The following is a 24,305-nucleotide window of genomic DNA, read 5'->3' as shown; positions in this document are numbered from 1 at the left end:
TCGTATCAAGCAGGCAGGACGATGGAGGGTCTTTCGAGCGGGCTTGTCAGCCCCGCGGGCTCAGGCCCGCCACGGCCAGCCGGAACAGCCGGTCCGCGCGGGCCGCCGGGTCAGGGTGATGCTCCGTCGCGAGGACGATGCCGACGATCAGCGCGATCAGGTCGGCGACGGTGACGTCTTCCGCCACCGCCCCGTCCTGCACGGCGCGCTGCAGCAGGGGGTTCCCCGCCTCGGTCATCATCGCCGAGCAGGTGTTCTCGTGTACGGGGTCGGGCTCGGCCCCGTCGTAGGCCAGTGCCGCCGCCAGCCCTCGGGCCGCGACGCAGTAGGCGACTACGTCACTGAGCCATTCCAGAAGCGCGTCACGGCTGTCGTCCTTGCCTGTCAGCTCGCGGGCGCGGGTGGCCAGGGCCTCGATGCGCTGATGGGAGACCGCCTCCAGCAGCGCCCGGCGGGTCGGGAAGTGGCGGCGCACGGTGGCCGAGCCGACCCCCGCGATGCGCGCGATCTGTTCCAGGGAAGCGCCGGCCCCGTACGCGGCGACCTCCTCCTCGGCCACGGCGAGGATGCGCGCGTAGTTGCGCCGGGCGTCCGCGCGCTGGTGGTCGGGCATGGGTGTCATCTCCAGGGTTGCTAAATGGCGGGGCCCGCCATATCGTATCGCACAGAAAACGGCGGCCCCCGCCGTTTATGACCCTGAGGAGCACCATGCCTGCAGATTCCGCCCCCGTCCTGGTCACCGGCGCCACCGGCAGGCAGGGCGGCGCCACCGCCCGAGCCCTGCTCGCTGCAGGCGTTCCCGTACGCGCCCTGGTGCGTCACCCCGCCACCGAGCGAGCCAAGGCCGTCGAGGCGCTAGGCGCCGATCTGGTCACCGGTGATCTCCACGATCGCGATTCGGTGGTGCGTGCCGCCAAGGGTGTCCGCGCCGTCTTCTCTGTTCAGATGCCCGCCGTGGCCGCCGAAGGTTTCGATTTCGACGGAGAGGTGGCCCAGGCCGTCAACCTCATCGAGGGCGCGCAGGCTGCGGGAGTGCCGCAGTTCGTACACACGTCCACCAGTGGCGCCGGTCGGCACACCGAGGCTCCTGGCTGGATCGCAGGTCGCTGGGGCTCCTTGGACGCCAGCCTGGGAGCCAAGAGCACGATCCAGGACCGGGTTCGCGCGGCCGGCTTCTCTCGCTGGACGATCCTCAAGCCGGGCTTCTTCATGGAGAACTTCCTGCCGTCCATGGCCTTCCTGTTCCCGCGGGGCGTTGAAGGCGGTCTGGTGAGCGTCGTGAAGCCGGACACCCGGCTGTCCCTCGCCGCGGTGGACGACATCGGCAGGGCAGCCGCCGCAGCCATCGCCGAGCCGGAGCGGTTCCACGGGGTCGAGCTGGAGCTGGCGAGTGACTACCTGTCGATGACGGAGATCGCCGAGGTTCTCTCCCGCGCGCTGGGCACGCACCTGTCCGCGCCGGACATGACCGAGGAGCAGGCACTCGCCGCCGGAATGCCGGCGATGGGCGCCTCACACGAGTGGATGAACACAGCCGGCCAGCCGGCCCGCCCGCAGTACGCCAGGGACCTCGGCCTTTCCCTCACCAGCTTCGAGGAATGGGCTCGGCAGCACCTGCGGCCCGCGGCTTGATACACAGGGGGCGGCCGGCCGTGATGGCCATCCCGGATCTGGTCCTCATCTCTGCCCGGGCCATCGTCTTGCTGATCCCAGCCCCTTCTCTGGCAAGATGACCCGCTACGCCTGACTGCTGCGCACCTACCAGCCTTACGTGCCTGACACGCCGGCCGGCTCGGCCGGCCTCGTGCCTTGCAGCGCCAATCCCCCGGGACGACAGCGCTAGCCTGCGATGAACCGCCAGCCTTCGGAGATGGTCGGGGCGTTGGTGGTCCCCCGTTGCGTGCCCTGGTCATGGCATCGCTGGATCCTGTTCGGGATCGCCGGCCAGGCCCGCACGGTCTGCACGTCATAGATCACGTCGAACGCGTGTACCCCGTACTGCCCGGTCACCCGGCTATGCGGGGCGACGACAAGGCTGGCGTTCACCCCGATGGCCGTGGTCCGTTCCTGCACGATCTGTGTGCTGACACTGGCCTGAAGGGTTTTGGCCAGTTCCCCCGCCGTGCCCACCGTGGCCGTGATCGATACCCGCCAGGTCCGCAATTGCGCCGAGGTGAAGGTTGCGTTGATCGATGGCCATCGTGGCCTCGAACTCCCGAAAGTACGGCCAGGGACGAAGTAGCAGTGGTCGCCGGAAAAGAATATCGACACAGTTGATCACCAGCCACCATGTGTGGTCGTCGGTCAAGAGCCGCCTGGATGCATTCAAGTGGTTCCAGCGGTATCTCGACGACGCCATCGTTATCTTGGGTTCTTGGCTTTTTCCCGCAGCTCAGAGCTGGATGATCTTGTCGGGCACGCTAGGCATGTCGGCCGGCGCTCCGGGTCCGGGCGAGGTCGGTGAACGCGGCCACGGCCTTCGTCGGCGGTGCGGTGATGTACAGCCCGTCCAAGCGGCGACAGCTCACAGCGCAGCGGTTCGCTCATGATCGGGCAACACCGACGATCAACCAGGCCCATTCGGCCTCGGGCGATCGAAGATCCGTTTCGGCGATCGAAGCAGCACAGCGTGAACACCGGACACTCCCCCGACTGACGACCTGCGCGAGCACCACCGGCAACTCCGCTGCAGCCAGCCATGGATGGACGTGGCCATGTGCTGGACCGTCGTGGTCCCAGACAGCGGACAGGCATGCACTCTGGACCAGCTCACCACCGGACTCGGCGGAGACTCACCGCACCAGCTCCATCAGCCGGCACCGCCCGATGCGGTCAGGCTTCCTGCGGCACCGACCATCCCGTGTTCGTTGATCGGTGGGATCGTGGATGTCGGGGCCAGGCTGCCCTCCGGCATGCTTGTCGCCGTCGTCGCCATGGTGATCGGCGAGCAACATCAGGGTCTCCCGGATCATGGACGGCCGCCGGGCCTGCTCTTCGGCTTCAGCCAGCCGCGTTCGCAGCTCATCCACCTGCTGCAGTGCGGACCTCTCGGCCCGCGCCAAGCGTTCCAGCAGTGGCACCCCATCCCCCGCAGCGTTGTCTCCGGGAAACCGCCACCGAAGGCCGCCTCGCCACCGCCACAGCCCGAGAATTGTTCACCCGACCCGTAGGTATGATCGTTCAGATTGTCGACCGAGGGGAGCCGTTTGCTGCGTGGCGCGCGTGGGCCGATTCTGCTGCTGCTGGGACTGTTCCTGGCGGCGGCCCACCTGGCGGGTCACTACCTGGCCATGCGGTACGCCATCAAACAGGAGACCGTCTTCGGAACGGCTGGCTCGCAGATGATGAACGCAACCCCGGATGATGGCGGCCTGGCCGAGGACGTAGCCCAGATGCGGCGGGGAAGTGGGGAGGAACGGGGCTTCCTCGCCGTCTTCATGTCGGTCGCTGTGACATGCGTCGGCATCATCCTGCCCAGGCTGAAGGGGTCGGTCAGGACCACCGCGGTGGTTATTTCAGGCGTCACGTGGGCGTTCTATCCGGTCGCCGCTTATCTCACGCTTGGCCAGTTGGGATCCCTCATGGTGGGCGATGGCGGCAACACCGGCCTCCACCACGACTATGCCAAGTGGCTTCCCCTCATGCTGCTCACCCTGGCCGGCGCCGCCGGGCTGCAAGCGACCGGCCTGGTCATGCAGGCCCGCCGTACGCTCGTGAGCCGACACTGCGAGTCTCCGGCTGCCTGAGCAGCCGCCGGCCTTGCGGACTGTGGGCCAGAACCCCGCACCTGTAACGCACTCCGTGTGCTCACCGCCCACTGCCCTATCTGGGAAACGATCACCCGGAAACAGGCAGCCGAGATCGTGGCTGAGACCCGATCACCCGACGCCCAACGACCCGGGACAAGCCGAGCAGACCAGGGCCATGGGGTCAAGGTCGTTCGTCCAGTGGGTGCTCCACCTTCACTCCATGGCCCGGCCCGCCTCCCCCGCGGGCGGTCGAGGGCGACGGGATGATCATGCAGGCTAGGTGTGCGCGTTGCGCGAAAAGCCCAGGTCACGGGCTGAACAGCGTGCAGTTGACGTTGACTCGTTGGAAATCTATATGCAGTCCGGCCCCCTACGGGATCGTCCGCGACACCCGGCCCGGTCGTCGGCGTGTCCGCCGAGCTATGACCAGCCGCCCGCCTCAGGGATCCGCCTTTGGGCACCGGCGAAGACGAGGCCGAGTTCGTAGGCCAGGACGGCCGCCTGGGTGCGGTCGCGGGCGCCGAGCTTGCCCAGGACATTGCCGACGTGTGTCTTGACCGTCTCTTTGGTGACGTGCAGGGCGGCCGCGATTTCCGCGTTGTTCTGCCCGAGCGCGATGTGCCGCAGGACGTCCAGTTCGCGAGCGGTCAGCTCGACCGGCACGCGAGCCGTGGCCGTACCGACGTGCGGGGAGGCGATGCGGCGCAGCGCGTCGGGGAAGAGCAGCGCGTCGCGTGAGTGCACCAGCCGGATGGCCTCCACCAGTTCGTCGGCGGGCGCGCGTTTGAGGACGTAGCCCGCGGCGCCGGCGCGCAGGGCGCCCCAGACCAGCTGGTCGTTCTCGAACGTGGTGACCACGATGACGCGCGTCGCCGGGGAGCGGCGGGCGAGCTCCTGGGTCGCGGCCAGGCCGTCCACCCGGGGCATGCGGATGTCCATCAGCACGACGTCGGCCCCGGTGCCGGCCTCGACGGCTTCGCGGCCGTCGCCCGCCTCCCCCACCACCGCGATGTCCTCGTGCAGGGACAGCATGGTCGTCCAGCCCGAACGGATCAGCTTCTCGTCGTCGGCCAGGACGACCCGGATCACAGCGGCAGCCTCGCCTGAACGCGCCACGTCCCGTCCGCCTCCTCCCAGGTACACGTGCCGCCGGCCAGGCGGGCCCGCATGCGCATGCCGGTCAGGCCGCGCCCCCGCCCGCCGGGGCTGCCCGCGACCGCGTTGTCCACCGTCAGGACCAGGTCGGCGCCGACGGCGACGTCCAGCGTGACCGGGCCACGCCCGTGACGCAGGGCGTTGGTGAGCGCCTCCCGCGCGAGGGCGAAGGCCGTGCGCGAGGCCGCGGCCGGGACCTTGCCGAGGTGTTCGATGACGTTCATGCGCACGTCGAGGCCGCGGGTGAGCGCGTGAAGGGCCTCCAGCGTGGGGGTCTCGGTGGTGCCGCCGTCGTCGAGCACGCTCAACAGTACGTCCAGGTCCTGCTGGGCGTTGCGGGCGGTGGCCGTCAGGTGCTCCAGCGACTGTACGGCGAGCGCGGGTTCGGTGCGCTGCAGTGCCGCCTGGGCGGCCATCGCCTGCACGAGGACGACGCTGAGGGCGTGGCCGACGGAGTCGTGCAGTTCCAGGGCGAGGCGCTGACGGCGGCCGAGCTCGTCGATCACGCGTGATGGCTCGGTACGCAGCAGCCGGCGCGCCGCCCAGCGCTGGCCGAGTCCCGCGGCGACCATCACGGTCAGTAGGGTGGCGGCGATCAGGAGCACTTCGGCAGGCTCGCCTAGCCCCGCCCGCGCCAGTTCAGGCAGCGACACCAGCCCGGGCGTCAGCGCCAGGATGCCCCCGCTGAGTGTGCCACCGACGTACAGGTGCAGGCTGGTCAGCACCACCAGGTAGACGCGGTCCGCCCGCTTGGGCACCTCGACGTCGAGCAGCTCCGACAACGCGGCCACCTCCAGACGCCGCACCAGCGGCGTCAGGGCAAGCAGCACGGAGGCCGGCAGGCAGGCCGCCCATAACACCAGCACACGCCCCGGCGTCCACTCGGTCAGGATGGGCAGGCCGAGCACTACGGCGACCGGAGTCAGCAGCGCGGCGCCCAGCAGTTGGTAGATCCCGGCCCGCACGGCCCGGACGATGTGGTGCTTCACGACGATCGACGTTAGCCGACGGCCCGTCCGGCGCACTCCCTCGCCAGGGGGAGGCGGCCGGCTCCGGTCGTTCCTAGCGTGATCGGCATGACGAGAACCGATCGGATCCTCGGCACGCCGCTGCCGGCTGCCATGACCACCGGAACAACAGGATCGACCATGAACGCGCCGGTGGCCACCGGGCGGCTGCGTAGCACGTGGAGAGCCGCCCATGCCCCGGTGGCCGGGGTGCCCCGCTGGGCGCGGATCGCCGCCTACGCCATCCCGTTCACCGTGCTGCCGTCCAGCCTGTGGCGGCTGCCGTTCGCGTTCGGCGACGGGCTCCCGTTCGGCGAGCGGGCCTATGTCGTCCTGCTGTCGATCGTGTCGGAGCTGGTGGCGTTCGCGGCCGTCGGACTGGTCGCCGCCTGGGGAGAACGAGTCCCGCGCTGGGTTCCGGGGCTGGGTGGCCGCAGAGTGCCGACCCCGGTCGCCGCCATCCCCGCCGGTCTCGGCGCCGTGGCATTGACGGTCTTGTGGACAGCCTGCGTCGTCACCGAGCTCGCCGGAGTGACCCTGCGAGGAGAGCCGACTCCCGCCGACTTCCCCACCCAAGCAGGCGGCTGGGAGGCGGCGATCTACTACCTCTGCTACCTCCCGCTGCTGCTGTGGGGACCCCTGCTCGCCGCCGTCACCTACGCCTACCACCGACGCCGCCGGAACCATTGATCCGATCGGCACGGCACAGCTCGCCGCCCCTCAGCGACGAGGATCCCGCGGCGGCCGGCCACCCCGCTGCGACCAGGCCCTCCACAAGCGCCGCAGCGTCGTCGAACGCTGCTTCAACCGGCTCAAGCACTTCCGCAGCCTGGCCACCCGCGACGACAAGACCGCAAGCTCCAACACCGCCGTGGTCACCATCGCGGCTCCACTGCTCTGGCTGTGATCATCTGAAGACAGAACCTAGTACTCCTGCGGCATCCGCTGATCACCTTCGAGCGTGAACAGCGCGAGCGGGGGGTCACCCGGGAGCGGACCGGCCTCCTGCCAGCCCAGGCGGTGGTACAGCCGGGCGGCGGGTGCTTGTGGAGAGGTGATCAGCCAGGCTTTGGGCCAGCCGGCGGTGGCCTGGGCCAGCAGCCTGGAGGCGATGCCTTTCCCACGGGCCTCGGGGTGGACGAACAGCTCGACCACCTCGAAGGAGCCCGCGGTCATCCGGGAGACGGCGGGTGCGCCGAAGGAGTCCCTCAGCATGTCATAGATGCGGCTGCCTGACAGGTCGGCAGGGGTCGGCCAGCCGTAGCAGATGCCGATCAGCCTTCCTTCGTGGTCGCGTTCTACCCACGCGTTGAAGTCAGGACGTTCCAGGGCTTCCGCCAGGCGATCGGGGTAGGCGTCGAGTTGCTCGGGGGGCTCCGACCAGGGCGGGCCGGCATAGCAGCGGCGGTACAGGGCGGTGATTTCGCCAGCGTCGAGCCGTGTCATGAGCGCGCCGTCCCCGTCCGGAGCCGTGTGATGGGCACGACGGTCAGTGCGGCCGCTGCGGCCAGCAGGACGAAGGCGAGGCGGAAATCAGCCGTGGCGTCGTGCAGGATGCCCACGAGCACGGGAGCCAGTGCGGCGCAGCCGTAGCCTACGAAGAAGGCCATCGCGCTGATTCTGCCCGCCTCGGCGGAGTCGCGGCTGACCGCTACCGGCACTGTCAGCACCAGGGTGAACAGGCCGCCGTGCCCGATGCCCAAGGCGAGGATCCACAGCCACGTCACCGTGGCGGGGGCGAGGGCCAGGCCGGCGAAGCCGAGCGCGGTCAGTGCCGCCGTCAGCGTGAGTCCTGCGCGCAGGTCGCGCCGTTCACCGAGCACTGCCGGGACCGCCAGCATCGCGACCACCTGGATGCAGATCATCACCGTCAGCAGTGTCCCGGCTCCGGCGCCGAGCCCGTTCTCCTGGAGCAGGGGTACGATCCAGGCCAGTTCGCAGTAGTACAGGGCGGAGTTGGCCGCGGACAGGGCGGTCGCCCGCCAGGCCACGCCACTGCGCCAGGGCAGCCCCGTGGTGAGCGGGCCCGCGGGGGTGGCCGCCCGGTCCAGCGCCAGGGAGCGCCGGGACGTCGCCCACGCCGCTACCCCGGCCAGCGCGAGCACCGACCAGGAGGCCAGCGCCCCGGGCCAGGAGCCGAGGAAGTCGGCCAGGGGCCCGCTGACTCCGGCCGCGACGGCGCCGCCTGCGCCGAGCCCCGCGGTGTAGAGGCCGGTGGCCAGGCCCGCCCGGTCGGCGAAGCGGCTCTTGACGACAGCGGGCAGCAGCGTCTGGGCGATGGCGATCCCCGCCCCGACGACCGCCGCGCAGCTCAGCTGCAGCCAGGTGGACCCGCTGGCCAGGCGGGCGGCGGTGGCCACGGCGATGACGATCAGGCCGAGCAGCACCCCGCGATGGAGCCCGAACCGGCGGCCCGCCACGGCGGCCAGAGGTGCGCACAATCCCATGGCCAGCGTGGGAACGGTCGTCAGCAGGGCCACCCCGGTCGCGCTCAGGTCCAGGTCGGCGCGGATGCGATCCACCAGCGGCGAGACCGCGGCGATCGCCGGCCGCAGATTGGCCGCCGCCACGAACATCGCCAGTCCAGCCCATGCGAGCACTTGTTTGCCCGGTGGTGAAGCCGTCAACGTCATGAACACTCCAATGATCTCGGATAGTTTCTATCCGAGTTCTATCATGACTCGGACAGAAGATGTCCGAGTTGAGTAGGCTGACGACCATGAAGCTGTCCACCGGGGTGGAGTGGGCGCTGCACAGCTGCGTCACCCTCAGTCAGAGCCGCGAGCCCGTCCCCGCGGCCAGGCTCGCCGAACTGCACGGAACCCCTCCCGCCTACCTGGCCAAGCACCTGCAGGCGCTCTCGCGTGCCGGCATCGTGCGCTCGACGGCCGGACACGTAGGCGGATATGAACTCACTCGGCCAGCCGCCCAGATTTCGGTGCTGGAGGTGGTGCGGGCCATCGACGGCGACGAGCCCGCCTACCGGTGCACCGAGATCCGGCAGCGAGGCCCGCTCGCCCTCCCCGCCGAACGATGTCAGCGGCCGTGCGCGATCGCCCGTGCCATGGCCACGGCCGAGGACGCCTGGGCGGACGCCCTGCGTCAGGTGACGATCGCCGACCTCGCCACCCGCATCGATGCTGACAGCGAGGGGACAGCCATGGCCGCGGTCAGCCGATGGCTGGCCGCCACGCGCTAGGTGTACTCGGTCATGAACGTGGTGTCGGCCGGCTGGTGGGTGGCCGGCCGCCGAGGGCTGCAGGTGGCCTTGCGGTGTTGTAGCGCTTCAGCCAGACCAGGGGTCGAGGGCCGAGTTTCTTGACGTCCAGGTGAGCCCGTCCCAGACCTCAGTGCGGAACCGGCGCATCAACCGGTGCCCGCACTGACAGCCCGCTGCACCGTCCTGTTCCGCTTGTCACCCATCTGCCCGCCGCCCTGCTCGCCCGCATGCTCGGCATCCTCATCGACGTCGCCGTCGTCCGGCAACGAACCTCCGCTGGCGACCGGATGACCTACGCTGCCGGGATCAGCCCGAAGACCACTAACAGGGAACGCGCATGAGACTGGACAATCACAAGGTCGTCATCACCGCAGCCGGACGCGACTTCGGGCGGGCCCTGGCCATCACCCTCGCCGATCTCGGCGCCCAAGTCTTTCTCTCCGCCCGGACACTCGCGGCAGCCGAACGAACCCGAGACGATATCCGCAGCCGAGGTACCGGAAAAGCCCACGCCTTCGCCTGCGACCTGACCGACCCAACCTCCATCAGCGACTTCGCCCACCAGGTCGCGGCACATACCGACCACATTGACGTCCTGATCAACAATGCGGCGCGCTACCTCGAAGGCCAAGACCTCCTGGCCGTCTCCGACCATGACGTCATCGACACCTTGGCCTCCGGGGCCACCGGCACCATCCTGGTCACCAAGAACTTCCTGCCCCTGCTCCTGCGCTCGGTCAAACCGGACATCGTCACCATGATCTCAACCGCCGGACTCCCCGGACACGCACGCTCCACCGCCCACGACGCCTTCTACAGCGCGAAGAGCGCCCAAGCCGGCTTCACCGAGATCCTCTCCAAGCGTCTTCGCCCGCAAGGAGTACGCGTGATCTCCCTCTACCCACCCGACTTCGACAACGCGGACCCACTCACGCCTGGATGGCACACCACAGCAGGAGATCCCGAAGAGCCGCTCACCAGCCAATCCCTGATCGACTGCATCCTCTTCGCGATCAACCAACCGCGTAACTGCTTCATCAAGGCCTTCCACTTCGAGGAGCCCAGCTGACAACGGGCCCGTTCCCGGCTGACCGCGTCCGGGCTGGGCCGCTCACGGAGAGGGCAAGGCAGCAGGGTGCATCTTGCGGCCGGCCGTCGCTGCCGTCCGCGCACCAGGCCGAGGGCGGTGGCCGCCGGCCCTGCGGAGTGTGAAGGGGGTGCGAGCTGCAGTGGCTTGTGCCGATTGGATCAGGGTGTGAGCGTGGGAGTCTGGACACATGACCATCGGGTGGCCCCGGCAGGAGGTCCTCGAAGCGGTCAGGACACGCTTGCAGCGTCCAGGCGCTGTGAGGGACGGGTACTCCGCCGTCGATGTCCGTACAGAGCCCGACGGCATGCTGGTGATCTTCCACTGGCGGCGGGACCCGAACACGTACGCCATGAGGGTCGAGTTTCCGACGGCGTCGGAGAGTCCAAGGCTACGGGGCGCGAACTTCTCACCCACCGCCCACTCGTACCCCCTTCGGCCACACGGCGGAGCTGCTAACGGCCGTGGCCGCCGAGGGTTCCAGATGTTGGCCGACACCCTGGAGCAGGCGCCCGACGACGTGCTCGAAGCTGGCGAGGCGCGGTCGGCACCAGCGCCGACGACGTGGCGACTGAGTTCGTCGACGCGAGTCTGAAACGCGTGCCGTTGCGGCGGCGCACCACTGGCCCGACGCCCCGCACCGCCCGCCTGGCGGTGTTCCGCTGGATCAACCGCTACAACACAGTCCGGCGGCACTTCCGCCTCGGCCAGCTCAGCCCGATCGACTACGACAAGACGTTTGCGGGGCCTTCCTGAGTCACCGGTGGTCTCGAACGAGGTCCAGGCGGTGGGGATCGGCCCGGACAGGGCGGGGAGGGCTACCGAGAAGGGGGCGGCGTACCAGGTCTTGGAAGGCCGACGACGAAGGGGACATCGATGCCGCGGGTTGCGCCTGCCGGTCCTCCCCAGGCGAAGCCGTACAGTCAGGTACGGCCACCCGCCCCGGGCGTGGGCGTCGACGGTCCAGGGGGGCGACCTGCGCCTGTGACGCGAGGACAGCGAGTGGAGCCTGTACGGCCAGAACAGTGTGATCGAGGTGGAAGGGTTCGGGCTCCTCGACACGATCGCGCACACAACGCGCGCGGCAGACAGAGCGCCGCAGCGACCGCCGTCGCCGCGATCGAACGGTGTCGGCGTCACCGCAGGCGCTCGCTCAGGGTTCACGCGTGGCCGTGTTCCCAGGCCCAGGCGGCTATGCCCACGCGGTTGCGCACACCGAGCTTGCGCTGGACGTTGGCCACGTGAGTCTTGGCGGTGCCCGCCGAAATGAACAACTCGGCGGCGATTTCGGGGTTGGACCTCCCTGCGGCGACCAGCTTGACGATCTCCAGCTCGCGGTCGCTCAGCGGCTGTTCGCCCGGTACGCCGGTACGAGCGGGTGACGGGGTGAGATGGCGCAGCAGGCGTACGGTCACCGAGGGGCTGATCAAGGCATCGCCGGCGGCTGCCGCTCTGATGCCCTCCACGAGGAGCACCGGCCCCGCGTGTTTGAGCAGGAACCCGCAGGCTCCTGCGCGGAGGGCAGCGTGCACGTACTCATCGAGGTCGTACGTGGTCACGACGATCACCCGCATCGGCGATGGCGTCTCGGGGCCGGCCAGGCGCCGGGTGAGTTCGAGCCCGTCCATGCGCGGCATGCGGATGTCGGCGACGACCACGTCCGGCCGCAGCTCACGGGCGAGGTCGAGCGCGGCCACGCCGTCCGCTGCCTCGCCCACCACCTCCAAGTTCGGCTGGGCGGCGAGGATCGTGCGGAAGCTGCGCCGGACGGCCGGCTGATCGTCGGCTATCAGAACCCGGATGGTCATGGGAACACCGCCTTCACGACCCAGCCGCCGCCGGCGGCGCGGCCCGAGGTGAACTCGCCGCCCAGCGCCTGCACCCGCTCGGCCAGCCCGGCCAGGCCGACGCCGGCGCGTTCGGCGGGCGGCAGGCGTGGCAGTGCCCGGTCGCGTGCATGGTCGGCTACGGTCACGACGACCGGCCCTGTCTCGTCGCTCACCTGGATGGCGACGCTCGACCCGGCCGGTGCGTGCTTTCTGACGTTGGTGAGCGCCTCGACGACGATGCGGTAGATCGTGGTCGCGACCTCGCGCGGCACCGGGCCGGACGGTTCGACGCGCATCTCGGTGTCAGGAAAACCCGCGTCGGCGAAACGCCGTACCAGATCGGGCAGGCCGTCGAGCCCGGGCAGCGGCTCGGCGGAGGCGCTGTCACCCTCCAATTCGCGCAGCATGCGCACGCTCCGGTCCATCGACGCGAGCGCCCGCGAGCCGTCCTCCTCGATCGCCCGCAGCGCCGCCGCGGCCTCGGACGGATCGCGGTCGAGCAGGATCTGCGCCGCCTGTGCCTGCAGGACCATGGCGCTGACGTCGTGGGCGACGAAGTCGTGCAGGTCGCGGGCGAGCTGCAGCCGCTGGGTACGGCGGGCCTGCCTGACCGCCTCGACCCGGCGCCGGTCAAGGGTGCGGAGATACGCGCCGAGGCCCACCGCTCCCGCCGTGCCGATGGACCAGAAGAGGGTGAGGGCGACCGCGTCGAGGCCCGAGGGTGGTGGCTGGGTGATCTGCAACGCCAGGAGCGCCTCGGAGATCGCGGCCACCCCCACAGCCGGGACCGCCTGCCGCACGGCGGCCCAGCGCACGGTCAGCGTGATGAGCGTGAGCACGGCGACCGTGTGAACGTAGGTCGACGGGCCGCCGGCGGTGCCGGGATCGGCCAACCAGGCGAGCGTGCACGCCGCGCCGGTCACCCCGGCGGCCGCCGTGATCGCCGCGAGGCGGGGGCGTGCCCTCGGCCACCAGACGAGCCACATGGCTGCGGCCGTGAGCATCGCGGGCACGACGACGAGCGGGCTCGGGAGCGGCCGGAGGACGAGTGCGAGCGCGAGCGCGCCGACCGCCACCAGCCCGCCTGCGAGAAGTCTCATGGGCGGCACTTTAGGGCAGCGCCCGCGCCGGCGAATCAGCCGATCGGCAGATGTCTTCCTCGCCACGCGAGCGCAGTCTGGGTCCTGATTCCAGAGGCCAGGAGGCGGCGATGGTACGGAAACCGGTGTCCGGCGTGCTGCTGTCAAGCGCCGTCTACGGAGCACTCGGGCAGGGCGCGGGGCGGCAGAAGCGGACGCGGGAGAGATGGCTGCCGGCCGGTCTCACCGCCGACGGCCGGCCCGGCCTCCGACGGCCAGATGAATCACCGAGATCGAATACACGTCGGCTAGTCATCCAGACAGTCCTGGAGGTAGAACAATGACGATCAACTCGCTGCACAAGGCTCCGGCCGCCAGCGACACCGAACGGCCCGTCCCACGCTGGGCGCTGCGTGCCGCCTACGCGCTTCCCTGGCTGCTGCTTCCTTCGTGTCTGTGGAGGCTGCCGTTCGCCTTTCACTTCGAAATGGGTCAGCTCGACGACGCGCCGGTATCGCCATTGTGGATCACCATCCCGTACGTCTTCGGGCTCAGCGTGTTGTCGGAGCTGGCGGCCTTGCTGTGCATCGGCCTCGTGCGCCGGTGGGGAGAGGTCGTCCCGAATTGGATCCCGTTCCTCGGGGGGCGGCGCGTACGGCCGATGGCCGCGATCATCCCCGCGGTGGCCGGGGGTGCGATCTTGTCGATGCTGCCGGTACAGACGGTGCTCCAGTGGGTCGGGGTCGTTGACCAGGTCGCTTACGAGAACGTCTGGTGGGAGATCCTGGCCACGGCATGCGTCAGCCCGCTGAACCTGTGGGGCCCGATCGTGCTCGCCCTGGCCTACGCCTACTATCGGCGCCGCCGCCACGCCTAGGGTCTCTCCAGCGCTGCACGCTTGCATGGTCTGCAATACGTTTGTATAGAATGCTGGACGTGCGACCAATCACTGAAGAGGATCTGACGACGCGTGCCCGCATCCGCGACGCGGCGATGGCGTTGTTCGCGGAGCAGGGGGTCAAGGCCACCACGATCCGCGGGATCGCCGAGGCCGCCAAGGTCTCGCCGGGCCTGGTGCAGCACCACTTCGGCACCAAGGAGGCACTCAGACACGCGTGCGACGAGTACGTCCTCGGCTACCTGCGCGACCAGGCCACCGCGGGCGTCACCGACCGCGGCCTGGACAAGCCGGAATTCATCGAGAACGTCCACCGGACCGCGCCGCCGCTGATGAAGTACCTCGGCCGCGCCCTCGTGGACGGCTCTCCCGCGGCCGCCGCCATGTTCGACGAACTCGTCAGCGTGACGGAGGAGCATCTCTCCGACGACGAGCAGGCCGAGGCCGATCACCGCGCCCGCGCGACCGTGCTGACGGCGATGAAACTGGGCATCACGGTGCTGCACGAGCACGTCTCCCGCGCGCTGGGCACGGATTTGTACGACCCGCAGGGCGCGCTGCGCGTCGGCAAGGCCCAGCTCGACCTGATCCGGCCCGAATTCCTCGGCCGCGAACTGTTCGACCAGGCGCGGACGGGCCTGGAGAAACTTGAGGGACACCAATGAACGCCGCAGTGCACGCCGACGGCCTGGTCAAGACCTTCGGCCAGGTCAGGGCCCTGGACGGGCTCGACCTCACCGTCAAGACGGGCGAGGTGCACGGCTTCCTCGGCCCCAACGGCGCGGGCAAGACCACCACGATCCGCATCCTGCTGGGGCAGATGCGCGCCGACGGCGGCCGGATCGCATTACTCGGTGGCGACCCCTGGCGCGATGCCACCGAGTTGCACCGGCGGCTCGCCTACGTGCCCGGCGACGTCACCCTGTGGCCGTCGCTGACCGGCGGCGAGGTCATCGACCTGCTGGGCAGGGTACGCGGCGGCCTCGACCCGAAACGCCGCGCCGAGCTGCTGGAGCGCTTCGAGCTCGACCCGCGCAAGAAATGCCGCACCTACTCCAAGGGCAACCGGCAGAAGGTCGCGCTGGTGGCCGCGTTCGCCTCCGACGTGGAGCTGCTGATCCTGGACGAGCCCACCTCCGGCCTCGACCCCCTCATGGAGGCGGTCTTCAACGACTGCGTCCTGAAGGAGAAGCGCGACGGCCGCACCGTGCTGCTGTCCAGCCACATCCTGTCGGAGGTGGAGACGTTGTGCGACCGCGTCAGCATCATCCGCGCCGGACGCACCGTCGAGTCCGGCAGCCTGGCCGACCTGCGCCACCTCACCCGCACCTCGGTCACCGCCGAGCTGATCGGACCGACGCCGGGCCTTGGCGCCCTGCCCGGCGTGCACGGCTTGACCGTGGACGGTGCCCGGCTGCGCTGCCAGGTGGACGGCGACGCGCTCACCCCGGTGCTCGCCGAGCTGGCCCGGGCGGGCGTACGCAGCCTGACCACGCAGCCACCGACACTGGAAGAGCTGTTCCTGCGCCACTACGAGGGAGCCGCCTGATGACCGGCACCACCGGCACCATGACCGGCACAGGGACACTGATCCGGCTCATCCTGCGCAGGGACCGCGTGCTGCTGCCCGTGTGGATCGCGATCACCGCGCTGCTTCCGGCAAGCATCGCCTCCGCCACCACTGATCTGTACGCCGACCAGGCCGCCCGCGACTCCTTCGCGGCGGCCTCGGCGAGCAATCCCGCGCAGCTGGCCATGCGCGGCCCCATCTACGACACGAGCGTCGGCGGCCTGACCGCATGGACGCTCGGCTCCTCTCTGGCGCTGATCGGCGGGCTGATCAGCATCCTGCTGATGATCAGGCACACCCGTGTCGAGGAGGAGACCGGACGGCGGGAACTGCTGGCCTCAGGTGTCATCGGCCGCCACGCTCCGCTGGCCGCCGCGCTCGCGGTCGTGCTGGCCGCCAACCTGCTGCACGGTCTGCTGTCGGTGCCCGCCCTGGTCGCGGGCGGGCTGCCCACGGGTTCCTCGCTGCTGTTCGGGCTGTCCACCGCCGCGGGCGGCTGGGCGTTCGCGGCCGTGGCCGCCGTCACCGGGCAGCTCACCGCATCCTCCGGTACGGCGCGCGGCATCGCGATCGCCATCGGCGGCCTGCTGTTCGCGCTGCGCTCGCTGGCCGACACCGGCGGCATCGGCTGGCTGGCGTGGCTGACGCCGTTCGGCTGGGTCCGGTTGACCAGGCCCTACGCCGGGGACCAGTGGTGGGTGCTGGGGCTCATCGCGGTGTTCGCCGCCGCCCTGGCAGCGGTCGCGTTCACGCTGTCCACGCGGCGGGACGTGGCGGGCGGCCTGATCTCCGTCCGCCTCGGACCTGCCGAGGGAACGTTGCCGGGCGCGTTCGGCCTGTCCGCTCGCCTGCACCGCGGCACCCTGGCGGGTTTCGCGGTCGGTTTCGGAGCGTTGGGCGCCCTGCTCGGCGTCGCGGCCCGCGGGCTGAACGCCCAGCTGGACACGCCGCAGTTCCGGGAGCTGGCCGCCACCCTCGGTGGCGCCGAAGCCCGGCTCTCGGATGTGTTCTTCACCTTTGTGATGTACGTGCTCAGCCAGCTCGTCGCGGGGGCGGCGCTGGTGTCGGCGCTGCGCGCCCGCGCGGAGGAGTCGGCGGGCCGGGCCGAGCTGCTGTTGTCCACCCCCGTTGGCCGGCTGCGCTGGGCGCTGAGCCATCTGGTGTTCGCCGTCGTGAGCCCGGTGCTGCTGTTGACCGTGCTGGGCGCTGCGGCGGGGCTCACCTTCGACGGCGACCTGGCCCGCGTCACCGGGGCCACGCTCGCCTACCTGCCCGCGGTCTGGACGGTGGTCGGGATCGCCACACTGCTGTCCGGCCTGCTGCCACGACTGGCGGCTGCCGTGAGCTGGACCGCGCTCGGCCTCTTCCTGGTCGTGGATCTGCTGGCGGAGTTCAAGCTGGCCACCGGGATCATCCTCGACCTTTCGCCGTTCGTGCACGTGCCGGCGACGCTACTGGGCAGCGCCTCGTCACCGGCAGCGCCACTGCTGGGGCTGACCGTGGTGGCGATCACCCTGACTGCGGCGGGGCTGGCGTTCCTGCGCCGCCGCGACCTGATGCCCACCGCCTGAAGACCTGATGCCCGAGTCCACGGCTACGCCGACATCAGGCGAGGCCGACATCAGGCGAGGCCGAGGCTCGGGCGCAGCAGGGCGCGGATCGTGGCCTGGACGGCGTCGAGGGCGACCGCCTCGGGCGCCACCCGCCACTGTGCTGACGGTCCCCCACGAGCAGGACCGTGAGCGCCTCCGGAGTGGCGTCCGAGGGCGTCGCGTGCTCCGGGACCCGGGCCCGCACCCCCTGCCGCAGCGCCGTGTGCAGGCGTGCGTAGTGTTCGCGGATCGGGGAGCCGGTCTCCACGGCTTCAGCGAGCAGGGTCAGGAACAAGCGGGTGGCCGGCAGCCGGATGAAGTCCATGATCTGGTCCCAGCGCGCTGTCGGCCGTGTCGGGCGGGGGGAGGCCGGTCAGGACGGCGTGGAGCTGATCTCGGAGATCTTCAGGGCCGGAGCCGGAGGCCAGCCGCGCGCTAGGGACGCGCTAGGAGGATCGGGGAGCATCCCTCGTCGTGGGTTCATGCAAACGTCGGGGAGTGTGTCATGCCGTACCTGGTCGCCGCGGTCGTGCTGGTCGGTCTGCTGTGCATGGTGAATCTGCTGCTGACCGTGGGCGTGATCCGGCGGTTGCGCCATCAGGCCGCACAGCCCGCCGCCCATGCCGACCCGATGCGCGGCGAAGGGCTCGTACGAGGTGACAGGCTCCCGGACTTCGCCGCCACCACCACCGGCGGCGAGCCGATCTCCGCCGAGTTGCTCGGCGGCCCGGCCCTGGTCGGCTTCTTCTCGGTGGGCTGCGAGCCGTGCGAGAAGCTGCTGCCGCGGTTCGTCGAGCACGCCCGCCGGACTCACGACGCGGTACTCGCCGTGGTCGCCGCCGAGCCCGGCGAACCCTCGGAGGCGTACGTCGACCAGCTCGCCCAGGTGGCGCGGGTCGTCCACGAGACGCCCGGCGGGCCCGTGCAGTCGGCGTTCAAGGTCAGCGGCTACCCGACCGTCCTCCGGATCGGCGCGGACGGGACGGTGGTCTCCAGCGACCACGTCATGCCCGTCGCCGCAGGCACATGATCGCCGCCGCTCGCGTCGCGGCGGGGACGGCCATCCGCACGGCCCCCGGCCTGACACTTCTCTACGTCCTGGTCATGCTGGCCGAGGCGCTCGCGCCGATCGCCGTGGCCTGGCTGACCAAGGCGGTCGTCGACAGCCTGGTGGGCGACGTCCCCGCGACCGGGCTGCCGGCCCTCGCGGCCGGCCTGGCCGGCGCCGGGGTGCTGGTCGCGGCCCTGCCGCAGGTCAGCCGGTATCTCGGCAGCCAGATCGGCCGGCTCTTCACCGCGCACACGACCGCCCAGCTCTTCACCGCCACCCTGCGCTTCGCCGGCCTGCGCCCGTTCGAGGACCCGGTCTTCCACGACAGGCTGCGGCTGGCCCAGAACGGCATGCAGACGGGGCAGGGCATCGTCACTGGGTCGTTCAGGGTCGTCCAGTCGCTCGTCACCCTCGTGGGGATGGCCGGATCGCTCCTGGTCATCAGCCCGGGCCTGACCGGCATCGTGCTGGCCACCGGAGCTCCCGCCCTGGTGGCGCAGCTCCGGCTGTCGCGCCGCCGCATGGCGATGTTGTGGGAGACCAGCCCGGCCGAGCGGCGCCAGCTCTTCTACGGCAACCTGCTCGGCACCATCGAGGCGGCCAAGGAGATCCGGCTCTTCAACAGCGGCCGGTTCCTGCGCGACCGCATGATGGGCGAGCTGCGTACCACCAACGACGCCCACCGCCGCATGGACCTGCGCGAGCTCTCCGTCGAGGGCCTGCTGACGCTCCTGGGCGCGCTGGTCGCCGGTGGCGGGCTCGTCTGGGCGGTGATCGCGGCCGGCTCCGGCGCGCTGAGCGCCGGCGACGTGTCCCTGCTGATCGCGGCCGTCGCCGCCGTCCAGAACGCGCTCAACGGGCTGGTCTCCGGCATCGCCGGGCTCCACCAGGACCTCATCATGTTCGGCCACAGCGTCACCGTCATCCAGGCCGAGCCCGACCTGCCGGTCCCCGCCGCGCCCGCCCCCATGCCGCGGCTGCGCGACGGCATCCGGCTCAACGACGTCTGGTTCCGCTACAGCGACGACCATCCGTGGATCCTGCGCGGGCTCAACCTGTTCATCCCGGCCGGCGCGGCCGTCGCCGTCGTCGGCCTGAACGGCGCCGGCAAGAGCACGCTGGTCAAGCTGCTGTGCCGGTTCTACGACCCGCAGCACGGCAGCATCACCTGGGACGGCGTCGACCTCCGCCACCTCCACCCCGACCATCTGCGGCAGCGCGTCAGCGGCGTCTTCCAGGACCACATGGCGTACGACCTGTCCGCCGCCGACAACATCTCCATCGGCTTCGTCGCCGCCCGGGGGGACGAGGCTCGCGTCCAGGGCGCGGCCAGGGAGGCCGGCATCGACGGCAAGCTCTCCGCGCTGCCACGGGGCTACGACACCATGCTCACGCGGATGTTCTTCAGCGAGGACGACAAGGACGACCCGGAGACCGGCGTCGTGCTCTCGGGCGGCCAGTGGCAGCGCGTGGCCCTGGCCAGGGCGATGTTCCGGGGCCGCCGCGATCTCATGATCCTCGACGAGGCCTCCGCCGGGCTGGACCCCGAGGCCGAGGCCGACGTCCACGGCCGCATCCGCCGCCAGGGGGACGGGGCCACGAGCCTGCTCATCTCGCACCGGCTCAACACCGTGAGGGACGCGGACCTGATCGCCGTCCTGGAGGACGGCGTCATCGTCGAGTCGGGGACGCACGAGCAGCTCATGGCGTCGGGACGCGGCTACGCCAGGCTGTTCCGGCTCCAGGCCAGTGGCTACCAGGAGGCGGCTCGCTCCTGACAACGACGGCGCCGCTCCTGCCCGCCCGCATGGGTGGGCAGGAGCGGCGTTCTCGATCGTCAGCAGCCGTTCTCGCTGATGATCACGTACGGGGCGCAGCTGCCGTCACAGCAGCGGGCGCGCAGTCTGATCGGGTAGATGCACTTGTAGATGTAGTAACACTCCACGGCGGCCGCGTTCTCCTGCGGGACGATCATCGCCAGCAGCCGGTCGCTCAGCCTTCCAAAGACGGACGTCATGCCCATTCCTCTTCTCCAGGGATCGGCTCCCCGCCCACCGGGCGGAGATCACACGAGGCCAAGACTTCCTGGCAGCGCTAGCCCGCCGATCGCGTGCCCCTAGCCCCGTCTTCCGCATGTGAGGGTGTTTGAAGATCGTCGCATTGCTGTGGTGATCCTGGCCGGCGGCGGCCGGTTCCGGCCGGAGAGCCACACGCCCGGCCGATCGAGCCGCCAGGCCCTCGCGGGTCGCGGCGACACTCTTGATTCCGGTGATCATGAACGGTTCTTCAGCGGGCGAGTTCCCCCGACCAGCACCCTGCTGTCGGAGAACATGCCGTTCAGAGGGCTTCTTCGACCCGCATCACCATCATTTGAGGCCGGCGGCATTCTCAGCAGCCGGCCGAGTGGCTCGGTTGCAGGCCCTGTTTGCTGGCCCATGAGGCGAGCCGGCGGATGGCGGCGTGGTCGGGGCTGTCGGGGTGGGTGGTGATGAGGGCGATGATCTGTTCGTGATCCTCGACGTTGGCCAGGGCTTGCCAGTCGAGGTCGAAGGTGCCGGCGGCCATGCGCAGGCTGGAGACGGCTTCGCGGGCGCGGGCGGACCAGTCGTCTTGCAGGGCGCGGACATGGGGGTCGAGGAAGAGCATGCGAACATAGTTACGGTGCTGCGGTGGCAGGGCGGCCAGGTCGCCGAGCAGGGCGGCGCCGAGCCGGTTCCAGGCCAGGATGTCCAGGGCGAACTTCCGGGGAAAAGCGTTCCTTGGAACCCCGGGTCCTTCCTGCTCAGCGCGCTGTCGGTGAGGGTGGTGGGCAGATGGAGCCCGACCCGGCAGACGTTGGAGGGGGGCTGCGGGGCCGGCTTCCTCTGCCATGGAAACGGAACCGAGGCCCTCTTCCTTCAGCTCATGCCCATCGGCGGTGCTCCGGTGAGCCGACGGTCGCCTGTGGCGATCAGCCAAACCACGTTGCGCGGCCGGGGGCGGCGCCGAGCCCAGACCCGCTCGCCGGGACTGTGGTCATGCGCAGGAGCCTCGGCCGTCATGCGACGTGGTCCCGGGGGGCCGGCCTGGGCGTGAGTGGGCATCTAGTGATTGATTGTCGGGGTTCGTGCTGATTTCGGCCTGGCCCCAGATGTTGGGATTGATGGGCTTTCGCCACGTAGGGCCCGTCCGAGCAAGGGCTATCGAGCTGGCATTTTGCCTGATGAGACACATCCTGCCCGTCCGATCTCGGGATGCCCGACAATCGCCCAACCCGACAGGTGCGAGCCTTCTACGGCGACAGCTGCTACACGAGGGCTATGACTGCACGCCGCCCCTACCCCTCGGATCTGTCCGACGCCCGCTGGGCGTTACTCGAGCCGACCCTGAGCGCCTGGCGAGCCGCACGCATGCAGGCTCGCGCGCGGGCCGGGATCACCGTCGCCGACCCGTCGACCAGCCTGCGGGACATCTTCGACGCCATCCTCTACGTCAACCGCACCGGCATCGCCTGGAAGTACCTGCCCCACGACTTCCCGCCCCGCACGACCGTGTACTACTACTTCTCCGCCTGGGCCAGGGAAGGCATCTTCGAGCAGTTAGGCATCGAGCTGACCGGCCTGGCGCGCACCAGGGAAGGACGCAACCCCGAGCCCAGCGCCTGCGTCATCGACAGCCAGAGCGTCAAGACCTCCACCAACGTCCCCCTCGACACCCAGGGCATCGACGCGGCCAAGAAGATCGTCGGCCGCAAACGCGGCATCCTGACCGACACCCTCGGCCTGCTCCTGGCCACAACTGTCGCCGCCGCCGACCTGTCCGACAACGCCATCGGCCAAACCCTGCTCACCCAGGCCAGCCACCTACCCACGATCACCAAGGCCTGGGTGGACACAGGCTTCAAGAACGCCGCCATCGAACACGGCGCCCGCCTCGGTATCGACGTCGAAGTGGTCCCACGGCGCGCTCATCAGCCGGGCTTCCACGTCGTCAAACGCCGCTGGGTCGTCGAACGCACCCTGGGCTGGCTCATGCTCCACCGCCGGCTCGCCCGCGACTACGGGACACGACCCGACCACGCCACAGCCATGATCCGCCTAGCCTCCATCGACAACCTCACCCGACGCATAACCGGCGAAACCACCCCAAACTGGCGATACGCATAACCGGCAATCAACCACAAGCTTCGCTCTTCAGACGCCCTCTCAGACGTGCGCGATGTCGGCGTCGGGGGCGTGCAGGAGGGGGTTCGCGTGCTCGCCGAACAACCTCGCCACCAGCTCGCCGCGGCTGCTGACGTCCACCTTGGTGAAGATCGCCTTAAGATGGTCGCGCACCGTGTGCGACGACAGCCGCAGCCGCGCGGCGATCTCCGCGGTGGTGTGCCCGCGCGCCACGCACTCGGTCACCTCGCGCTCGCGCGGCGTCAGCGCGTACGCCTCGACGATGATGGGGACGATCTGCGTCGCCGTCGCCGGTTCGAACACCACCGAGACCGGCCCCGCCTGGCCCCGGCCGTTCTGCAGCACCGAGGCGTGGATGCTGACCCAGCGCCCGCTCCCGCCGCGCACCCGGATGACGGCGGGGCCGGACTCCCGCTCGGCGGCCACGGCTCTGGCCCGCGCCACCACCGAGGTGACGGCTCCCGTCCGCAGGCTGACCGTCAGGGGCAGCCAAGGGGAGCCGCCCAGCTCGGCGAACCAGTGCTCGGCCTGGGCGTCGGCGAAGACCACCCGGTCGTCGGCGTCGAACAGCGCCGTTCCCGGCGCGTCGAGAGCGCCTGACGTCCCGCCCTCCTGCCTGACGGCGACGGCCAGCCCGGCCAGGCTCGGCGCGATCTCCGGCCCCAGCCCGGCCACGTGCCGCAGGTCGCGCTCGTCGAAGGGCGGCCGGTCGCCGGAGCGGAACAGGTCCACCACTCCCCACACGCCCGCGCCGATGCGGAAGGCGGCGCGCAGGTTGTCGGTGTATCCCAGCGGGCGCATGAACTCCCGGAAGCGCACGCTCCTGCCCACGTTGCCGGCGGTGGCCTGCCGCAGCGTCGCCACTGGGGAGGCCGAGCGGGCGATGTCGCGGAAGGTCAGCACGTCGTGCGCGCCGTACTCACGCCGCCAGTACGCCTCGCAGTGCTCCTGGCCGATGTTCTCCACGCGCATGGGCGAGGTCGGCAGGACGGTCGCCGGGTCGGTGCCGATCCAGGCCGCCGCGTCGTAGAGGACCACGCGGCGCAGGCGGCGCGCGGCCGCCGCGAACACCTCCGACCCCTTGCCCGACACTTCCAGCGCCTGCTCACCGGCGCACGCGCGCACGCCGGCCAACCCCCCGATGGTGCCCATGCCGCCATGGTCGCACGCCGTCCCCCGGGCTCCCATCCCCCGTTCGAGGGGGGTGGGCCGGTACGCCTGTCAGGCCGGCTTCTTCAGCCTGACGGCCTCCTTGAGGAAGACGATGCCGTCGATCTCGCCGAGCTGGGCCGGTTCCAGCGGGGACGGGACGTCGTCGCCGACCGTGCCGAAGGCCTGGGCGCGGAAGGCGTACCGGTCGCCCAAATGCGCTCCGCCGATCGCGCCCGCGCTCCACCACTCCAGTGTCTGGTCACCGAACGACATGAAGGTCTTGTTCCGCTGCAGGTGCAGGTTACTGGCATGGATAAGGGCCGGGCCCTGCTCGGCGACGGCCCGCAGGTTGCCGGCCATCATCCCGTCGCGCAGCGCCGACAGCCGACCCCACCGTCCGGGGGAGGCGTCAGCCGGCCAGTGGTGGTCGCGGAGCAGGCCGACGGCGGTGCGCCCGTACAGCTCCGCCTCCTCCCTGTCCTTCGCGCTCAGCCCCGGTGCCTGCGTGTCGAGCAGCGCCACCAGGTCGTCGGCGATCAGCCGCAGCCGCTGGGCGTCGGCGGACTGGCCAATCTACTGCGACGGATCCATGGCCATGGCCTCGTTCGACCACCGCTCGTCCGGGCCCAGTAGCGCGTCGAGCGTCTCCGTCGTGCAGGGGAGCGGCCGTCCAGGACGGCGTGGAGCGCGGTGAGCGCCTCTGGCCGGGACGGCGCCTCGTTCAGCTCCGCCACGCAGTGCCGGGCCTCGTCA

27 protein-coding genes are annotated in these 24,305 nt (G+C 70.3%); 13 read left to right on the top strand and 14 right to left on the bottom strand.

The window, feature by feature from the left end:
* Positions 1-46: 46 nt before the first annotated feature.
* Positions 47-613, bottom strand: a complete 567-nt coding sequence (locus tag HD597_RS19395) for a TetR/AcrR family transcriptional regulator (protein ID WP_253744072.1) — start codon at positions 611-613, stop codon at positions 47-49.
* Between the two features lie 95 nt (positions 614-708).
* On the opposite strand from HD597_RS19395, the gene HD597_RS19390 reads away from it, so the two are divergent.
* Positions 709-1,632 carry an NmrA family NAD(P)-binding protein gene (locus HD597_RS19390; protein WP_253744071.1) on the top strand — a complete coding sequence of 308 codons (924 nt, stop codon included), beginning with the start codon at positions 709-711 and terminating at the stop codon, positions 1,630-1,632.
* Between the two features lie 207 nt (positions 1,633-1,839).
* Here the strand turns inward: HD597_RS19390 and HD597_RS19385 are convergent, their stop codons facing one another.
* Both HD597_RS19385 and HD597_RS19380 read right to left on the bottom strand, forming a co-directional pair.
* Positions 1,840-2,271, bottom strand: a complete 432-nt coding sequence (locus HD597_RS19385; protein ID WP_253744070.1) for a hypothetical protein — start codon at positions 2,269-2,271, stop codon at positions 1,840-1,842.
* A 521-nt stretch (positions 2,272-2,792) separates the two neighbouring features.
* Positions 2,793-3,080, bottom strand: coding sequence for a hypothetical protein (locus HD597_RS19380; protein ID WP_253744069.1), 288 nt, complete (start codon positions 3,078-3,080; stop codon positions 2,793-2,795).
* Positions 3,081-3,185: 105 nt separating this feature from the next.
* On the opposite strand from HD597_RS19380, the gene HD597_RS19375 reads away from it, so the two are divergent.
* On the top strand, positions 3,186-3,746 hold the full coding sequence (locus HD597_RS19375) for a hypothetical protein (protein WP_253744068.1): 561 nt from the start codon (positions 3,186-3,188) through the stop codon (positions 3,744-3,746).
* 423 nt (positions 3,747-4,169) lie between these two features.
* On the opposite strand, the gene HD597_RS19370 is transcribed toward HD597_RS19375, so the two are convergent.
* Positions 4,170-4,838, bottom strand: a complete 669-nt coding sequence (locus HD597_RS19370) for a response regulator transcription factor (RefSeq protein ID WP_253744067.1) — start codon at positions 4,836-4,838, stop codon at positions 4,170-4,172.
* Positions 4,835-5,893 (bottom strand): sensor histidine kinase, encoded by a 1,059-nt coding sequence (locus HD597_RS65865; protein WP_253744066.1) that lies wholly within the window; start codon positions 5,891-5,893, stop codon positions 4,835-4,837. The genes HD597_RS19370 and HD597_RS65865 overlap by 4 nt, the downstream gene beginning before the upstream one ends.
* A gap of 87 nt (positions 5,894-5,980) precedes the next feature.
* On the opposite strand from HD597_RS65865, the gene HD597_RS19360 reads away from it, so the two are divergent.
* On the top strand, positions 5,981-6,601 hold the full coding sequence (locus HD597_RS19360; protein WP_253744065.1) for a hypothetical protein: 621 nt from the start codon (positions 5,981-5,983) through the stop codon (positions 6,599-6,601).
* Between the two features lie 234 nt (positions 6,602-6,835).
* Here the strand turns inward: HD597_RS19360 and HD597_RS19350 are convergent, their stop codons facing one another.
* Positions 6,836-7,357 carry a GNAT family N-acetyltransferase gene (locus HD597_RS19350; protein WP_253744064.1) on the bottom strand — a complete coding sequence of 174 codons (522 nt, stop codon included), beginning with the start codon at positions 7,355-7,357 and terminating at the stop codon, positions 6,836-6,838.
* Positions 7,354-8,544, bottom strand: coding sequence for an MFS transporter (locus HD597_RS19345; protein ID WP_253744063.1), 1,191 nt, complete (start codon positions 8,542-8,544; stop codon positions 7,354-7,356). Before HD597_RS19345 ends, HD597_RS19350 begins: the two co-directional genes overlap by 4 nt.
* Positions 8,545-8,630: 86 nt before the next feature.
* Between HD597_RS19345 and HD597_RS19340 the strand changes: the two genes are divergently transcribed.
* The 3 genes from HD597_RS19340 to HD597_RS19330 all read left to right on the top strand — a co-directional run bounded on the left by HD597_RS19340 (position 8,631) and on the right by HD597_RS19330 (position 10,974).
* Entirely contained in the window at positions 8,631-9,110 is a 480-nt protein-coding gene (locus HD597_RS19340; protein ID WP_253744062.1) for an RrF2 family transcriptional regulator, read from the top strand.
* Positions 9,111-9,468: 358 nt separating this feature from the next.
* Positions 9,469-10,200: an SDR family oxidoreductase gene (locus HD597_RS19335; RefSeq protein ID WP_253744061.1), complete on the top strand. Its 732-nt coding sequence runs from the start codon at positions 9,469-9,471 to the stop codon at positions 10,198-10,200.
* A gap of 582 nt (positions 10,201-10,782) precedes the next feature.
* On the top strand, positions 10,783-10,974 hold the full coding sequence (locus HD597_RS19330) for an IS3 family transposase (protein WP_253744060.1): 192 nt from the start codon (positions 10,783-10,785) through the stop codon (positions 10,972-10,974).
* A gap of 404 nt (positions 10,975-11,378) precedes the next feature.
* Here HD597_RS19330 and HD597_RS19325 read toward each other — a convergent pair whose 3' ends face one another.
* Complete coding sequence (locus HD597_RS19325; RefSeq protein WP_253744059.1) at positions 11,379-12,026, bottom strand: response regulator; 648 nt, start codon at positions 12,024-12,026, stop codon at positions 11,379-11,381.
* Positions 12,023-13,147 (bottom strand): sensor histidine kinase, encoded by a 1,125-nt coding sequence (locus tag HD597_RS19320; RefSeq protein ID WP_253744058.1) that lies wholly within the window; start codon positions 13,145-13,147, stop codon positions 12,023-12,025. The genes HD597_RS19325 and HD597_RS19320 overlap by 4 nt, the downstream gene beginning before the upstream one ends.
* A 319-nt stretch (positions 13,148-13,466) precedes the next feature.
* On the opposite strand from HD597_RS19320, the gene HD597_RS19315 reads away from it, so the two are divergent.
* From HD597_RS19315 to HD597_RS19300, 4 genes are read left to right on the top strand one after another with little or no spacing between them, the layout of a single operon-like run.
* Complete coding sequence (locus HD597_RS19315; protein WP_253744057.1) at positions 13,467-14,003, top strand: hypothetical protein; 537 nt, start codon at positions 13,467-13,469, stop codon at positions 14,001-14,003.
* A gap of 59 nt (positions 14,004-14,062) precedes the next feature.
* The gene (locus HD597_RS19310; RefSeq protein WP_253744056.1) at positions 14,063-14,689 is read left to right on the top strand and encodes a TetR/AcrR family transcriptional regulator; all 627 of its coding nucleotides are present in this window, start codon (positions 14,063-14,065) and stop codon (positions 14,687-14,689) included.
* The gene (locus HD597_RS19305) at positions 14,686-15,573 is read left to right on the top strand and encodes an ABC transporter ATP-binding protein (protein WP_253744055.1); all 888 of its coding nucleotides are present in this window, start codon (positions 14,686-14,688) and stop codon (positions 15,571-15,573) included. The genes HD597_RS19310 and HD597_RS19305 overlap by 4 nt, the downstream gene beginning before the upstream one ends.
* Positions 15,573-17,165, top strand: a complete 1,593-nt coding sequence (locus tag HD597_RS19300) for an ABC transporter permease (protein WP_253744054.1) — start codon at positions 15,573-15,575, stop codon at positions 17,163-17,165. The genes HD597_RS19305 and HD597_RS19300 overlap by 1 nt, the downstream gene beginning before the upstream one ends.
* Positions 17,166-17,199: 34 nt before the next feature.
* Here the strand turns inward: HD597_RS19300 and HD597_RS19295 are convergent, their stop codons facing one another.
* Entirely contained in the window at positions 17,200-17,511 is a 312-nt protein-coding gene (locus tag HD597_RS19295) for a hypothetical protein (protein ID WP_253744053.1), read from the bottom strand.
* Positions 17,512-17,691: 180 nt separating this feature from the next.
* Between HD597_RS19295 and HD597_RS19290 the strand changes: the two genes are divergently transcribed.
* Entirely contained in the window at positions 17,692-18,216 is a 525-nt protein-coding gene (locus HD597_RS19290; protein ID WP_253744052.1) for a TlpA family protein disulfide reductase, read from the top strand.
* On the top strand, positions 18,213-20,015 hold the full coding sequence (locus tag HD597_RS19285; protein WP_253744051.1) for an ABC transporter ATP-binding protein: 1,803 nt from the start codon (positions 18,213-18,215) through the stop codon (positions 20,013-20,015). The genes HD597_RS19290 and HD597_RS19285 overlap by 4 nt, the downstream gene beginning before the upstream one ends.
* Positions 20,016-20,074: 59 nt before the next feature.
* Here the strand turns inward: HD597_RS19285 and HD597_RS19280 are convergent, their stop codons facing one another.
* Both HD597_RS19280 and HD597_RS19275 read right to left on the bottom strand, forming a co-directional pair.
* The gene (locus tag HD597_RS19280) at positions 20,075-20,254 is read right to left on the bottom strand and encodes a hypothetical protein (RefSeq protein WP_253744050.1); all 180 of its coding nucleotides are present in this window, start codon (positions 20,252-20,254) and stop codon (positions 20,075-20,077) included.
* Positions 20,255-20,625: 371 nt separating this feature from the next.
* Complete coding sequence (locus tag HD597_RS19275) at positions 20,626-21,108, bottom strand: MmyB family transcriptional regulator (protein ID WP_253744049.1); 483 nt, start codon at positions 21,106-21,108, stop codon at positions 20,626-20,628.
* Positions 21,109-21,536: 428 nt separating this feature from the next.
* Here HD597_RS19275 and HD597_RS19270 point away from each other — a divergent pair, with 428 nt between their 5' ends.
* On the top strand, positions 21,537-22,382 hold the full coding sequence (locus HD597_RS19270) for an IS5 family transposase (RefSeq protein WP_253744048.1): 846 nt from the start codon (positions 21,537-21,539) through the stop codon (positions 22,380-22,382).
* Positions 22,383-22,421: 39 nt separating this feature from the next.
* Here the strand turns inward: HD597_RS19270 and HD597_RS19265 are convergent, their stop codons facing one another.
* Together HD597_RS19265 and HD597_RS19260 are read right to left on the bottom strand one after the other, a co-directional pair.
* The gene (locus HD597_RS19265; protein WP_253744047.1) at positions 22,422-23,552 is read right to left on the bottom strand and encodes a helix-turn-helix transcriptional regulator; all 1,131 of its coding nucleotides are present in this window, start codon (positions 23,550-23,552) and stop codon (positions 22,422-22,424) included.
* A gap of 69 nt (positions 23,553-23,621) precedes the next feature.
* Positions 23,622-24,074, bottom strand: coding sequence for an erythromycin esterase family protein (locus HD597_RS19260; RefSeq protein ID WP_253744046.1), 453 nt, complete (start codon positions 24,072-24,074; stop codon positions 23,622-23,624).
* Between the last annotated feature and the right edge of the window lie 231 nt (positions 24,075-24,305).

The sequence above is a fragment of the Nonomuraea thailandensis genome, assembly GCF_024172165.1.
GTDB classification, from domain to species: domain Bacteria; phylum Actinomycetota; class Actinomycetes; order Streptosporangiales; family Streptosporangiaceae; genus Nonomuraea; species Nonomuraea thailandensis.
Note: the sequence above shows the minus strand (reverse complement) of the source record. Positions and strands in the feature narration are given on the sequence as shown.

Excerpts from the sequence above, each read along its gene's own strand:
- HD597_RS19315 (WP_253744057.1), top strand. The coding sequence starts at position 13,467 with ATGACGATCAACTCGCTGCACAAGGCTCCGGCCGCCAGCGACACCGAA.
- HD597_RS19340 (WP_253744062.1), top strand. The coding sequence starts at position 8,631 with ATGAAGCTGTCCACCGGGGTGGAGTGGGCGCTGCACAGCTGCGTCACC.
- HD597_RS19350 (WP_253744064.1), bottom strand. The coding sequence starts at position 7,357 with ATGACACGGCTCGACGCTGGCGAAATCACCGCCCTGTACCGCCGCTGC.
- HD597_RS19265 (WP_253744047.1), bottom strand. The coding sequence starts at position 23,552 with ATGGGCACCATCGGGGGGTTGGCCGGCGTGCGCGCGTGCGCCGGTGAG.
- HD597_RS19280 (WP_253744050.1), bottom strand. The coding sequence starts at position 20,254 with ATGACGTCCGTCTTTGGAAGGCTGAGCGACCGGCTGCTGGCGATGATC.
- HD597_RS19395 (WP_253744072.1), bottom strand. The coding sequence starts at position 613 with ATGCCCGACCACCAGCGCGCGGACGCCCGGCGCAACTACGCGCGCATC.
- HD597_RS19270 (WP_253744048.1), top strand. The coding sequence starts at position 21,537 with ATGACTGCACGCCGCCCCTACCCCTCGGATCTGTCCGACGCCCGCTGG.
- HD597_RS19305 (WP_253744055.1), top strand. The coding sequence starts at position 14,686 with ATGAACGCCGCAGTGCACGCCGACGGCCTGGTCAAGACCTTCGGCCAG.
- HD597_RS19360 (WP_253744065.1), top strand. The coding sequence starts at position 5,981 with ATGACGAGAACCGATCGGATCCTCGGCACGCCGCTGCCGGCTGCCATG.
- HD597_RS19335 (WP_253744061.1), top strand. The coding sequence starts at position 9,469 with ATGAGACTGGACAATCACAAGGTCGTCATCACCGCAGCCGGACGCGAC.
- HD597_RS19295 (WP_253744053.1), bottom strand. The coding sequence starts at position 17,511 with ATGGACTTCATCCGGCTGCCGGCCACCCGCTTGTTCCTGACCCTGCTC.
- HD597_RS19275 (WP_253744049.1), bottom strand. The coding sequence starts at position 21,108 with ATGGCAGAGGAAGCCGGCCCCGCAGCCCCCCTCCAACGTCTGCCGGGT.
- HD597_RS19390 (WP_253744071.1), top strand. The coding sequence starts at position 709 with ATGCCTGCAGATTCCGCCCCCGTCCTGGTCACCGGCGCCACCGGCAGG.
- HD597_RS19290 (WP_253744052.1), top strand. The coding sequence starts at position 17,692 with ATGCCGTACCTGGTCGCCGCGGTCGTGCTGGTCGGTCTGCTGTGCATG.
- HD597_RS19285 (WP_253744051.1), top strand. The coding sequence starts at position 18,213 with ATGATCGCCGCCGCTCGCGTCGCGGCGGGGACGGCCATCCGCACGGCC.
- HD597_RS19320 (WP_253744058.1), bottom strand. The coding sequence starts at position 13,147 with ATGAGACTTCTCGCAGGCGGGCTGGTGGCGGTCGGCGCGCTCGCGCTC.
- HD597_RS19300 (WP_253744054.1), top strand. The coding sequence starts at position 15,573 with ATGACCGGCACCACCGGCACCATGACCGGCACAGGGACACTGATCCGG.
- HD597_RS19345 (WP_253744063.1), bottom strand. The coding sequence starts at position 8,544 with ATGACGTTGACGGCTTCACCACCGGGCAAACAAGTGCTCGCATGGGCT.
- HD597_RS19325 (WP_253744059.1), bottom strand. The coding sequence starts at position 12,026 with ATGACCATCCGGGTTCTGATAGCCGACGATCAGCCGGCCGTCCGGCGC.